Consider the following 12,289-nt stretch of genomic DNA (forward strand, 5'->3'; position numbering starts at 1 on the left):
CTTAAGCGTTGTCTTGAGCTTCAGCCGTTTCACGAATAAATTTGAACAGTTTGCGATAGTTGGCCGGAGCGGCTCCCATTGCTTGTTCCTTGAGCGTATTCCGAATAAGTTGTCTTAACTTTTGTATGTCGGCTTCAGGAAACTCACGGATATAGTCTGTTAGGCTTTTATCCGTATCCGTCAGCAAGCGATCACGCCAAACTTCCAAAGCATGGAACTTTTGATTGTGTTCATTGCGAGACGTGTCAAACTGATTGAGGGCTATTTTAATTGCATCGGCATCCGCTTTGCGCATCAACTTGCCAATGTATTGGAAGTGACGACGTAAAGCACCATTTGCACTGATTTTTCGTGTTTCTTCAATTGCCTTGCGGAGTATATCGTCCATTGGAACTAGTGCCTGTTGATCTGGACGTAGTTCAGTGATGCGTTTGCCCAATTCTTGAAGAGCTTCCATTTGGCGTTTGACTTCAGAACGGCTGATCTCTTCACTCTCTGTGCCTTCTTGTAAAGATATCAGTCTGTCTGTTTTACTCATGAGGAAAATTACCTTGAAGGATTAATGGTGTGTTATTCGGGTTCGTCAAAGCGATTCTGAATTAACAATTCTAATGCAAGGTGCGCGTCCTGCGCATCGTCTCCATCTATGTGGAGTATTAGCTCGGTGCCTTTACTTGCCGCCAGCATCATAACGGACATGATGCTCTTACAATCGACCACGCGACCTGCTTTTTCAACTTGGATTTGACTATTAAATTCGTTTGCTTTAGCCGAGAGTTTTGCCGCTGCACGTGCATGTAGGCCAAGTTTATTTACTATCGTAACAGGTGCTTTTATCATAGAAACATTCCGATCATTCGCGCCAGAGATCAAAGGAGTTAACTCAACTCCCGGTGGCGTACACTTACATTATCCATAAGCTGATTAAAATGGCTAGCCAATCGTTCAGCAATAAAGACAGATCGATGTTGCCCCCCCGTGCAACCTATACCGACAGTTAAGTAGCTGCGGTTATCCTGCTTAATTTTGGGTAGCCATCGCTCCAGAAAATATACAATATCATGGATCATATCGATAGCATCAGGAGACTGCTCAAGAAATTGGATAACTTGCGGGTCATTACCTGTGTATTGGCGTAGCTCAGGTACCCAGTAAGGATTGGGTAGGGAGCGCACATCAAATGTGAAGTCTAGATCTAAGGGCAGTCCGTGTTTAAAGCCAAAGGATTCAAACTGTAAGGATAATGTTTGTTCTTTGCGATTGGCAACCCGCAGTTTAATACTGTCCCTCAGTTCGTAGAGGCTGAGTCGGGTTGTATCGATACGAATGTCCGCTAAGGTTGCAATAGGTTCGAGTAAACGCTGCTCCTGATAAAGCGCTTCTTGTAAACCAGCGTGTGAGTTGGTTAGGGGATGTTTACGACGGGTAGCGCTAAAACGCTTCAGTAAGGTCGTTTCGGATGCATCTAAGTAAATGATCTCATAGACAAGATCGTCCATCCCGGCAAGTGTGTTGAGCACTGTGGGAACTTGTGAAAGATTGCTAATCAAATTACGTGCATCAATGCTGACGGAAAGCTTATCGGGGCGATCCGGTGCAATGAGCATTTGTTGAATGAGCTCGGGCAGCAAAAGTGCTGGAAGGTTATCAATGCAATAGAAACCAATGTCTTCCAGTGCTTGAAGTGCTGTACTTTTTCCGGAGCCCGAACGCCCACTCAGAATGACTAACTTCACTCAGTCGACTCCCCAAGTGACTGAATAACATTCTGAAAGAGGGTTTGTTTGTCTTCACTGCTTCTCAGCAATTCACGCACGTTGGATTGGCTGAACAATTCCGCTAAAGTTGCCAAGGTTTGTAAGTGTTCGCTGGCAGCATCTTCCGGAACCAGTAAGCAGCAAATAATATCAACGGGTCGGTTATCGATGGCGTCGAAATCGACAGCTGATTGGAGGGTCATGAGCAGTGCTAAGGCCTCTGTGCAACCTGCCAAGCGACAGTGTGGAATAGCCACACCGTCGCCGATGCCAGTGCTACCGAGACGCTCTCTGTTTAAAAGACCGCTGAAGATGTCTTCAGCATCTAATCCGCTTGCTTGCTCAGCTAGGGTTTGGCTGGCAAGTTCAAGAACCCTTTTTTTGCTGATGGCGTCAATATGACAAAGGGTTCTTGATTCGGTCAGTAGCTCGGAAATAGGCATGATAATTACTAAATCGTCTTTATTTATGGGATTTCATTTTTTCTTTATGCTTAATAACTTGTCGGTCAAGTTTATCGACCAAAGCATCAATCGCCGCATACATATCTTCATTTTCGGACTGCGCAAACACTTCACCACCGGCGAGGTGCATTGTAGCTTCCGCTTTCTGGCGTTGTTTTTCAATACTCAGTGTGACTTGAACATTGGTAATGTTATCAAAATGACGTTCAAGACGCTCAAATTTAGTGTGAACGTAGTCATTTAGGGATTCAGTCAATTCTACATGGTGGCCAGTAATATTGATCTGCATGGGTTGTCTCCTTGGTAAGGGTACGAAATGGCTCGTACCTATCTATTATAATTAAAGCAGACGCTTACGCTCATTAGAAGGTGGAATACCTAAAGCTTCACGATATTTTGCTACGGTTCGACGGGCAACATTGATACCTTGCTCCATTAAGAGTTGTGCAATTTTATTATCGCTTAAAGGCTTGGCGGTATTCTCACTTGTAACAAGCTTTTTAATCAGAGCTCGGATAGCTGTTGAAGATGCGCCTTCTCCATCAGCCGTGTTCACCTGGCTTGAGAAAAAATATTTCAATTCAAAAATACCTCGAGGAGTATGAATGAATTTTTGAGTGGTGACACGTGAAATGGTGGATTCATGCATAGAGACGGCCTCAGCAATATCATGAAGGACCATCGGTTTCATGCCCTCTTCACCCATTTCTAAGAAGTCTTTTTGGCGCTCGACGATTTCTGTTGCGACTTTTAATAAGGTCTCGTTTCGACTCATTAGGCTCTTTAGAAACCAGCGAGCTTCTTGTAGGTGGTTTTTCAAATAGGTGTTGTCAGCACTGTTGTCGGCTCGTCGAATTAAATCGGCATATTGTGTATTAATCTGAAGCTTCGGTGATGTCTCTGGGCTTAGCGAGACAATCCATTGATCTTGGACTTTGCGAACGACAACATCAGGTATGACATATTCAGATTGACTGGAAGCAATGCTGGCACCGGGCTTTGGATTGAGTGACTGAATGATCTCGATGACCGACGACAAGTTTTCTTCGTTCAAGCGCAGCTTGCGCATTAGCGCTTTGTAGTCATGATTCCCTAAGAGTTGGAGATGTTCATTCGCTAACTTTAAAGCCGTTTCTCTCCAAGGCAGAGTGTCTGGTAATTGTTTAATCTGAATGCTTAAACACTCGCTCAAATCACGTGCCGCAACGCCAGGGGGGTCAAATTGTTGAACCCTGTGTAACACGGCGATGACTTCATCAAGGTCAATATCACTGAAGATATCGGGGAATTGAGCAACGAATTGCTCCATGAGTTCATCAACACTAACCTGCAGATATCCATCAGGGTCAATGGCCTCAATTATCGCTTCAGCAATCAGGCGATCCGCATCGGACATAGGTGTTAAATTTAACTGCCAATTTAAATGATCAAGCAGCGTGTCTTCACGAGAGTCGTTTTCATTGTCGGCCCATTCGCTGTCAGAACTGCTCCCTGAACTTTGATGCTGAAAGGTATCTTCCCAGCTGCTGTCTGTGGGGAGGTCTTCAGGTATTTGATCGTTCCAATCGTGCTCAGCTTCCGCTTCATGCTCAACCACCTCTTCACGGTCATTTGAGGAGGGTTCTGTGCTCAGCTCTCGTTGGTTGTCCGAACTTAAATGGACTGGGATATCCGTATCCGTATCATCTTCGCTGATTTCAAGCAGCGGATTGCTTTCCAGCGCTTGTTGTATCTCTTGTTGTAGGTCCAACGTCGATAATTGCAATAAGCGAATAGCCTGCTGCAATTGCGGCGTCATGGTGAGGTGCTGGCCGATTTTTAAATGTAAGGCTTGCTTCATATGCCAGATATATCACTCAGTTGAAGGATACGGATTAATGTTTAGAGCCTGAACTGCTCGCCAAGATAGGCTTGTCGAACCTGTTCATTTGCCATTATGTCAGATGGGTGGCCTTCTGCAAGGATATGACCTTCCGAAACAATGTATGCTCGTTCACATATATCAAGTGTTTCACGGACATTGTGGTCCGTGATTAACACGCCGATATTTTTAGATTGTAGATGCTTGATCGTTTGCTTTATATCGCTAACCGAGATTGGATCAACACCCGCAAAGGGTTCATCAAGCAAAATAAACGCAGGTTCGGTTGCCAACGCTCGCGCGATTTCAACACGTCGACGCTCTCCACCAGATAGGGACATGCCTAAACTGTCACGTATATGCGTAATACTAAACTCTTCTAGCAAGCTTTCAAGCATTGCCTTGCGCTGAGATGAGTTAAGATCTTTTCGCGTTTGTAAAACAGCCAAGATGTTTTCAGCAACCGATAGTTTCCTGAATACGGAGGCTTCTTGTGGCAAGTAGCCCAAGCCAAGGCGTGCGCGCCCGTGCATCGGTAAACGGGTAATATCTTTTTCATCAATTAAAATAGCGCCTTGATCTGCGTTGATCAAACCAACAATCATATAAAAGCAGGTTGTTTTTCCAGCACCGTTAGGGCCAAGGAGTCCTACAATTTCACCTTGCTTAAGATGTAAGGACACATCGCGCACGACCTGTCGACGTTTATACGACTTAGCTAAATGTTGTGCTTCAAGCGTGATCATATCAATTGTTGGACCTAGGTTGAATGATCATTTCGACGCGTTGACCACCAGGTTGCTCGCTACCGAATGCATCTACAATCGATTTATCCATGTTGTAAACAATACGCTGTCCTGTAAAGCGGTCATTGGCTTGTTGAACTTGAGCATTGCCCGTGATGGTAATGAGTTGTGTGGGGATACGATAGTCCATTTGATTGCCATAGGCGCGTGTTACAGGTTGGCTTGCTACAGATTGCTGTTGAAACTCCGCTGGATTGCCAGAGGATACGATCCGAGCAATGCTTCCTTGGTTGTCACGATGAAGTTCGACACGACTGCCTTTGAGGATCATGCTGCCTTGTTTGATTTCAACATTGCCCGAATAGACAGAAACACCTGTAGCCTCATTTAAACTGGCCTGATCAGCGCTAACATGAATAGGCTGGTTTCGATCTTCAGGAAGTGCAAAGGCTAAGCTGCTCAGAACCACCATTCCCAACAGGCCTATCAGTTTACTCACTTTTTGCATAGTATCCTCGTACCTCAGAAAGCAATTCGATCCGTTGTTCACCCAGCCAGGCTTGCATGCCAATGGCTGATAGCTGACTGAATGCCTGTACAACCATGACAGGGTCTGCGGTTTCAGCGTACTGTGACGAAGGAAATAACGTCATTGTTTCTGTTCTTAGCTCTCTAGGTGCATCAAAAGATGAATTATCAATAACACGGACGTTCCCTGCAAGCTCAATCTTGCTTTCGTCATCCGTCATCGTGCCTTTGTCGGCTTTAATGTGCGTTTCTTTATCACCTGTTCCGATGAGTATTACCTTGGGTTGCGTCACCTGAGTGATCGATGGACCCGGTAAATGCTCGATAAGCGGTGATGAAAGTTGATGGACAAGTTCACCTGATTGACTATAGCGTTTAAGGTGGCCGTCTAAAATGAAAAAATCGACTCTGTCTTCATTTGGTTCGCTGACCTCAAGGACTGGTCGGTTAATACCCATCCAGCCCCAGTATAAAACAGGAATCAGGGTTAATAAAATAACGACGGCAAGTGCGAAATGGCGAGTCCAACGCATTAGCGAAACTCATCAATCAGTGCGTTGAGTTTTCCTTGTGCAGATAAAATCACCTCACAGAATTCACGAGCGGCACCTTCTCCGCCTTTGCGGCTTGTGCACCAATCCGCTTCGGCACGAACAAGAGGGTGTCCATTCGGGACGGATGCACCAAAGGCGACGGTAATAATGGCCGCTAAGTCGGGTAGATCGTCACCAATATAAGCCGTGGTTGCGGCGCTATGATGGTGTTGCTTCCATAGCTCTTCGAGCGCAACGAGTTTGTCTTCACGGCCTTGCATTAGGTAATGGATGCCGAGTGCTTTGGCTCGTTGTTCGACCTGTGGTGAGCTTCGGCCCGTGATGATGGCGGTTTCAATACCTGCCTTGTGCAGCAGTTTGATGCCTAAGCCATCCAGTGTATGAAAGGATTTGATCTCTTGTCCGTCAGGCAAAAAATTTAATTGGCCATTCGTTAAAATACCATCCACGTCAAAAACAACCAGTTTTACAGGTCTTAGACGTTCGGTCAGTTGTGCTGAAAGAGAGTTACCCATTAAATGACTCCTGCTTTAAGTAGGTCATGCATGTTTAAGGCGCCCGTGACTTTTCCTTCTTTATCAGTAACGAGTAGGGCGTTTATTTTTCGTTCTTGCATGATTTGGAGTGCTTCTGCTGCAAGAGATCCGGCTTGTATTGTTGTGCATCCATGCGTCATAACTTCAGAAATTGGTGTGGTTTTTAAATTGGTTTCTAAATCAAGTGTTCGGCGTAAGTCACCGTCTGTGTAAATGCCTTGCAACTGCCCAGCATCGTTAATGATCGCAGTCATCCCAAGTCGTTTGCGTGTCATGACCAAGAGTGATTCATGAATGGGCGTGTTGAGTGATACTAAGGGGATATCGTCACCTGAGTGCATAATGTCATCAACTTTGAGGAGTAAGCGTCGACCTAAGCTGCCCCCTGGATGAGAAAAGGCAAAGTCTTCGGCGCTAAATCCCCGAGCTTCGAGCAAAGCGATCGCTAATGCATCACCAAGAACGAGTTGTGCTGTAGTGCTCGAGGTTGGCGCTAGATTTAGGGGGCATGCTTCGCGCGTGACGGGGATATGGAGATTGACGTCAGCGAAGCGAGAGAGGGTAGAGTTGGGGTTGGCCGTGATGCTAATTAATGGAACATGCATACGCTTGATTAGCGGTAAAATCGTAATCACTTCATTGGTTTCACCTGAGTTGGACAGGGCAAGAACGACATCTTGCGGGGTGAACATGCCCAAATCACCGTGGCTCGCCTCGGCTGGGTGCACAAAGAATGAAGGTGTACCTGTACTAGCCAGCGTTGCTGCAATTTTGTTGCCGATATGTCCAGATTTTCCCATTCCTGTCACGATGATACGGCCTTTGCATGTCATCATGATTGAACAAGCATCGTTTAAACTGGAGTCTAGATGCTCAAGCAAAGCGCTTAATGTCTCTCGCTCTATCTCAATGGTGCGCTTTGCTGTTTTCAGATAATCAATAGCCATTATTTTGCCATTAGTTTAAAGGTGAATACTGTAATAGGTCATAGTTTAACTCAGCTTAGATTGCTAAGCATCTGTTGAAGCGGATATCTTGCATTTCATCAGGAGAGAATACGTAAACGACCGTGATTCTGATAGAGTCATTTTAAGTCGACTTAGGTAGTGTTATAGTAGATCTTTTTGTGATTTTGCATGTCAAATACACGTTCGTTTTTAAGATAGGGCACTAACGGGATGGAAGCAGTGAGTCCGACGACAGGAAGTGCTTCAAGCATGCTTGAGGATGTCATCGTTGAAATTAAAGATTTGACCTTTTCCAGGGGTGATCGGCCTATTTTCAAAGGCGTCGATATCAAAATACCCCGGGGAAAAGTGACGGCCATAATGGGACCTTCGGGGACGGGTAAAACCACCTTGTTGAAACTCATTGGCGGACAATTGCGCCCAGACAGCGGTGATATCGTTGTTGAAGGCAGCAGTGTGCCCTCTCTAGGGCGCAGAGATTTATTTGTTATTCGCGAAAAAATGGGGATGTTGTTTCAAAGTGGCGCGCTTTTTACGGACATGAACGTCTTTGATAACGTGGCGTTTCCGATCCGAGTTCACACACAACTGCCTGAAGAAATGATACGGGATATCGTATTAATGAAGCTTCAGGCGGTTGGGCTTAGAGGAGCGTATGCCTTGATGCCCAGTGAGTTGTCAGGAGGAATGGCAAGGCGTGTTGCGTTAGCGCGAGCAATATCATTGGATCCTAACATCGTTATGTACGATGAGCCTTTTACCGGCCAAGATCCAATTGCGATGGGGGTGTTGGTGAACTTAATTCGACGCCTCAACCAAGCCTTGGGCCATACAAGCATCATCGTATCTCATGATATTCAAGAAACGCTATCGATTGCAGATTATCTGTATCTAATTGCGGATGGTAAGGTCATTGCGCATGGGACGCCAGAGCAACTTAAAACCATTGAATCAGAACAGGTGCGTCAGTTTGTGGAAGGCTTGCCAGACGGTCCAGTGCCTTTTCACTATCCAGCCCCTGATTTCGTAGAGCAGTTAATGCATAAGGGAGTAAGTCGTTGATTGATTTTATGCAAAAACTCGGTCATCGGACCTTGTCTAAATTGGCTGCTTTCGGCCGATCAGGGCAAATCTTGTTTCAGTCAGTGGTGGCTAAGCCAGCACCAGTGATGATGTTTCCATTGTTGATTAAGCAAATCTACTTTGTCGGGGTGTTGTCTCTTATCATTATTGTCGTCTCTGGACTGTTTATCGGAATGGTTTTGGGGCTTCAGGGGTATACTATCCTGGTTGATTATGGCTCTGAACAGGCTGTTGGGCAGATGGTTGCGTTGAGTCTCGTTCGTGAGTTGGCGCCAGTGGTCACCGCATTGCTTTTTGCCGGTCGAGCAGGGTCCGCTTTGACGGCCGAAATTGGGTTGATGAAAGCGACGGAGCAATTGGCAAGCTTAGAGATGATTGGCGTTGATCCGTTGAGACGCATTATAGCGCCACGCTTATACGCTGGTTTTATTTGCATGCCTTTGCTGAGTATGATTTTTGCAGTTGTCGGTGTTTGGGGTGCGGCACTAGTGGCTGTTGACTGGCTGGGGATTTACAGTGGTTCATATTGGGCCAACATGCAACAGTCGGTTGATTTTATGAGCGATGTTGTCAATGGTCTGATCAAAGCAGTGGTCTTTGGCTTTGTGGTGACCTGGATAGCTGTATACCAAGGTTATGACTGTGTACCGACTTCCGAAGGGATTAGCCAAGCAACAACCCGAACAGTGGTTTATTCATCACTGGCGGTGCTGGGCCTCGATTTTATTTTGACTGCTTTGATGTTTGGAGATCTGTAATTATGCGTATGCGTACAATGGAAATAAGTGTAGGTTTTTTTATGCTTATTGGCTTCTTAGCGTTGGTGGTCTTGGCACTTAATGTCAGCGGCTTAAATTTAGCATCTAAAGGGACGGGATATAAAATTTATGCCAACTTTGAGAATATTGGTGGTTTAACAACTCGTGCCAAAGTATCAATGTCAGGTGTGCAGATCGGTGAAGTGACGCGCATTCGTTTGGATCCGCAAATGTTGATGGCCGAGGTTGAAATGGAAATTTATCCAGACGTCGATTTTTTGAGCACCGACAGTTCCGCCATGATTTTAACCTCTGGCCTTTTGGGGCAGCAGTACATTGGTATTATTCCTGGGGGAGATGTCGACGTACTCGCGCCTGGAGAGTTTATTTATAACACCCAATCTGCATTGGTTCTTGAAGATCTAGTGGGTAAGTTTTTGATGAATCAGGTGAGTGAGTGAATGTTATGTTGAGACAATTGTTTTGGCGTCCGTTTTTGGCGTTGTTAGTGTTAACAGCGTCGGCACAGGCTCTTGCAATCGACAAAGATTGGGAAGAAGCAAAAGTGGTTGTTGAAGAAACAACGGAAAAAATGCTGGTGTTGATGAGCGATAAATCGCTTCTGAGTGCAAGTAACAAGGACCGCTTAGAAACTGAGATTCAAAATATCGTGACACCGGTTATCGACTTTTATGGTTTTGGTCGCGGAGTCATGGGGCGTTTCGCACGCACAGCAACTGAAGAAGAGCTGCAACGATTTGCAGGAATTTTGAAAACGACGTTGGTGAGAACCTATTCGATTGCCGTCAGCGATTTCTCTGTAGCGAGCTACCGAATTGTCCCTCCGAGGGCGCCAAGTCCCCGACCTGAGCTGCAGGTTGTCAATGTTGTGATGACGTCATCAGCAGGCCAAACCTTTAACATTCTCTACTATATGAGAAAAGATGAAGGTCGTTGGATGTTGGTCAATGTTATGGTTGAAGGTATTAATTTGCGTCTTACCTTTCAAAATCAGTTTGCCGATATGTATCAAAGGGCTCGTTCTGTCTCTGGTGTGATTGATGGTTGGGAAGAGCGCGTTGCGAGTACAATTGCGCAGGTAGTGAAAGATGTCGAAGGTTGAGTTAAAGGAATCGACCCTATACTTGTCGGGTGATATTGTCTTCGCTACCGTAGTCGATATGCGTGATGCCTTTGTTAAATTGATGAATACTCAGGCGCGTGATGCGAAGTTGAGTGTTGATTTTTCAGGGGTGGGTAGAGTAGATAGTTCAGCGTTGTCCCTGTGGTTGTGCGGTCTTCGTGCAGCAAAAAATCAAAATATTCAGCTGTCCCCGCTGTCTATACCTGCGGATTTGCGATCAATTGCTGAGTTGGTCGGGCTTGAAATGACAGCCCATTGATTTGAGTCAGTAGGGCCAAAAAGGCTAGGTCGCCTTTTTGGCCCTTTTTCGTTATGATGTCCACCTTGTTCAGCGCGGCTCTACACTGTACCGGAGTTTTCTATGCATGCCGATGAAGTAAAAAAAATTATTGAACGTCAGTTAGATGGTTGTCAGGTGTATACTGCAGGTGAAGGCTGTGACTTTCAAATTACTGTGGTAGGTTCTGTTTTTTCTGGACTGTCTCCTGTTAAAAAACAACAACTGGTTTACGGTTGTTTAAATAAAGAAATCGCAAGTGGGGCAATACACGCCATCACCATTAAAACCTATACCCCAGAGCAATGGGCCGATATCGCAGGTTAAGCGATTAAACAGGATTCTAAATGGATAAGTTATTAATTGAAGGCGGTGCCTGTCTGAATGGCGAGGTTTGGATTTCGGGTGCCAAAAACTCGGCATTGCCTATTCTTGCAGCTTCAATTCTGTCAGATGAGCCCATCAATATTACCAATCTTCCTGATTTGCATGATATCTCAACGATGCTTGAGCTATTGCGTAAGATGGGGGCAGAAATCAGTCGAGATGAAAAGTTTAGTGTTGTAATCAATACAGGCTCGCTCAACTCGGTCATAGCTCCTTATGAGCTCGTCAAAACGATGAGAGCCTCTATTTTAGTGCTTGGGCCTCTGTTGGCGCGGTATGGTAAAGCCGAGGTGTCTTTACCCGGTGGGTGTGCAATTGGCAGTCGTCCAGTCGACCTTCATCTGCGTGGCTTGGAAGCCATGGGTGCAAAAATCGAAGTGGACGGTGGTTATATTCGAGCGAGTTGTAATGGACCCTTAAAAGGGGGGCGAGTCTTTTTTGATACAGTGACCGTTACTGGGACTGAAAACATTTTAATGGCGGCGACCCTAGCAGAGGGGCAAACCCTGATCGAAAACGCGGCACGTGAACCTGAAATCGTTGATTTGGCAAATTGTTTAAATGCGATGGGCGCGGATATCACGGGTGCAGGAACGGACATGATTACCGTGAGGGGCGTTAAGTCCTTGAAAGGGTGTCGTTACCCCGTTATGGCGGATCGTATTGAGACCGGAACCTTTCTTGTAGCCGCAGCGGCCACTGGCGGTCGAGTTAAGACTTTGCATACACGCCCTGATACGCTTGACGCAGTATTGCAAAAGCTGGAAGAGGCGGGTGCGCATGTGACAGTGGGCGATGATTGGATTGAGTTGGATATGCAAGGACGTCGACCCAAGGCTGTGAATATAACAACAGCACCTTATCCAGGGTTTCCTACTGACATGCAAGCTCAGTTTGCTGCAATGAATGCTGTCGCAATTGGCGTTGGTATCATCAAGGAGACCATCTTTGAAAATCGCTTTATGCATATGCAAGAGATGATTCGATTAGGTGCGGATATTACCATTGATGGCAAGTCAGCCATCATTGAGGGTGTTAAGCGCTTAAAGGCGGCACCGGTCATGGCAACCGATCTTCGTGCATCGGCCAGCTTGGTCATAGCGGGCTTGGTGGCCGAAGGTGATACCTTAATTGATCGCATCTACCATATTGATCGTGGCTACGAAGCGATTGAAGAAAAATTCCGTGCACTGGGTGCAGGCATACGGCGTATTAAAGCTTAAGAG

Annotated in this window: 18 protein-coding genes; 7 read left to right on the top strand and 11 right to left on the bottom strand. The window is 45.9% G+C overall.

Annotation, left to right across the window (positions count from 1 at the left end):
* Position 1 precedes the first annotated feature (1 nt).
* Genes yjgA through F5971_RS00530 form a run of 11 tightly spaced genes read right to left on the bottom strand, consistent with a single transcriptional unit; the run spans position 2 to position 7,393 of the window.
* A complete protein-coding gene (gene yjgA, locus F5971_RS00480; RefSeq protein ID WP_051513784.1) occupies positions 2 to 538 on the bottom strand; it encodes a ribosome biogenesis factor YjgA in 537 nt (178 codons plus the stop codon).
* A gap of 32 nt (positions 539 to 570) precedes the next feature.
* Positions 571 to 840 carry an HPr family phosphocarrier protein gene (locus F5971_RS00485; RefSeq protein WP_036506339.1) on the bottom strand — a complete coding sequence of 90 codons (270 nt, stop codon included), beginning with the start codon at positions 838 to 840 and terminating at the stop codon, positions 571 to 573.
* Between the two features lie 38 nt (positions 841 to 878).
* Positions 879 to 1,736, bottom strand: coding sequence for an RNase adapter RapZ (gene rapZ, locus F5971_RS00490; RefSeq protein ID WP_036506342.1), 858 nt, complete (start codon positions 1,734 to 1,736; stop codon positions 879 to 881).
* Positions 1,733 to 2,200 (bottom strand): PTS sugar transporter subunit IIA, encoded by a 468-nt coding sequence (locus F5971_RS00495; protein ID WP_036506344.1) that lies wholly within the window; start codon positions 2,198 to 2,200, stop codon positions 1,733 to 1,735. The genes rapZ and F5971_RS00495 overlap by 4 nt, the downstream gene beginning before the upstream one ends.
* 19 nt (positions 2,201 to 2,219) lie before the next feature.
* Positions 2,220 to 2,510: a ribosome hibernation promoting factor gene (gene hpf / locus F5971_RS00500; RefSeq protein ID WP_036506349.1), complete on the bottom strand. Its 291-nt coding sequence runs from the start codon at positions 2,508 to 2,510 to the stop codon at positions 2,220 to 2,222.
* 51 nt (positions 2,511 to 2,561) lie between these two features.
* Entirely contained in the window at positions 2,562 to 4,061 is a 1,500-nt protein-coding gene (locus F5971_RS00505) for an RNA polymerase factor sigma-54 (RefSeq protein WP_193493429.1), read from the bottom strand.
* Positions 4,062 to 4,102: 41 nt separating this feature from the next.
* Positions 4,103 to 4,828 (bottom strand): LPS export ABC transporter ATP-binding protein, encoded by a 726-nt coding sequence (gene lptB / locus F5971_RS00510; RefSeq protein WP_036506357.1) that lies wholly within the window; start codon positions 4,826 to 4,828, stop codon positions 4,103 to 4,105.
* A gap of 1 nt (position 4,829) precedes the next feature.
* Positions 4,830 to 5,327, bottom strand: coding sequence for a lipopolysaccharide transport periplasmic protein LptA (gene lptA, locus F5971_RS00515; RefSeq protein WP_237748453.1), 498 nt, complete (start codon positions 5,325 to 5,327; stop codon positions 4,830 to 4,832).
* On the bottom strand, positions 5,320 to 5,889 hold the full coding sequence (gene lptC / locus F5971_RS00520) for an LPS export ABC transporter periplasmic protein LptC (RefSeq protein WP_036506360.1): 570 nt from the start codon (positions 5,887 to 5,889) through the stop codon (positions 5,320 to 5,322). Before lptC ends, lptA begins: the two co-directional genes overlap by 8 nt.
* Positions 5,889 to 6,425, bottom strand: a complete 537-nt coding sequence (locus F5971_RS00525) for a KdsC family phosphatase (RefSeq protein ID WP_036506363.1) — start codon at positions 6,423 to 6,425, stop codon at positions 5,889 to 5,891. Before F5971_RS00525 ends, lptC begins: the two co-directional genes overlap by 1 nt.
* Positions 6,425 to 7,393, bottom strand: coding sequence for a KpsF/GutQ family sugar-phosphate isomerase (locus F5971_RS00530; RefSeq protein WP_036506366.1), 969 nt, complete (start codon positions 7,391 to 7,393; stop codon positions 6,425 to 6,427). The genes F5971_RS00525 and F5971_RS00530 overlap by 1 nt, the downstream gene beginning before the upstream one ends.
* A 270-nt stretch (positions 7,394 to 7,663) precedes the next feature.
* On the opposite strand from F5971_RS00530, the gene F5971_RS00535 reads away from it, so the two are divergent.
* From F5971_RS00535 to murA, 7 genes are all read left to right on the top strand, one after another.
* Entirely contained in the window at positions 7,664 to 8,476 is an 813-nt protein-coding gene (locus F5971_RS00535) for an ATP-binding cassette domain-containing protein (RefSeq protein WP_036506368.1), read from the top strand.
* Positions 8,477 to 8,484: 8 nt separating this feature from the next.
* Complete coding sequence (gene mlaE, locus F5971_RS00540) at positions 8,485 to 9,255, top strand: lipid asymmetry maintenance ABC transporter permease subunit MlaE (RefSeq protein WP_089503590.1); 771 nt, start codon at positions 8,485 to 8,487, stop codon at positions 9,253 to 9,255.
* 2 nt (positions 9,256 to 9,257) lie between these two features.
* On the top strand, positions 9,258 to 9,716 hold the full coding sequence (gene mlaD / locus F5971_RS00545) for an outer membrane lipid asymmetry maintenance protein MlaD (protein ID WP_036506374.1): 459 nt from the start codon (positions 9,258 to 9,260) through the stop codon (positions 9,714 to 9,716).
* A 5-nt stretch (positions 9,717 to 9,721) separates the two neighbouring features.
* Entirely contained in the window at positions 9,722 to 10,378 is a 657-nt protein-coding gene (locus F5971_RS00550; RefSeq protein WP_246187749.1) for an MlaC/ttg2D family ABC transporter substrate-binding protein, read from the top strand.
* Positions 10,365 to 10,658 carry an STAS domain-containing protein gene (locus tag F5971_RS00555; RefSeq protein ID WP_193493433.1) on the top strand — a complete coding sequence of 98 codons (294 nt, stop codon included), beginning with the start codon at positions 10,365 to 10,367 and terminating at the stop codon, positions 10,656 to 10,658. The genes F5971_RS00550 and F5971_RS00555 overlap by 14 nt, the downstream gene beginning before the upstream one ends.
* A 102-nt stretch (positions 10,659 to 10,760) precedes the next feature.
* Positions 10,761 to 11,003 (top strand): BolA family protein, encoded by a 243-nt coding sequence (locus F5971_RS00560; protein ID WP_036506380.1) that lies wholly within the window; start codon positions 10,761 to 10,763, stop codon positions 11,001 to 11,003.
* Between the two features lie 20 nt (positions 11,004 to 11,023).
* Positions 11,024 to 12,286 (top strand): UDP-N-acetylglucosamine 1-carboxyvinyltransferase, encoded by a 1,263-nt coding sequence (gene murA / locus F5971_RS00565; RefSeq protein WP_036506383.1) that lies wholly within the window; start codon positions 11,024 to 11,026, stop codon positions 12,284 to 12,286.
* Positions 12,287 to 12,289 lie beyond the last annotated feature (3 nt).

This window comes from Nitrincola alkalisediminis, assembly GCF_009821115.1.
Classification (GTDB): domain Bacteria; phylum Pseudomonadota; class Gammaproteobacteria; order Pseudomonadales; family Balneatricaceae; genus Nitrincola; species Nitrincola alkalisediminis.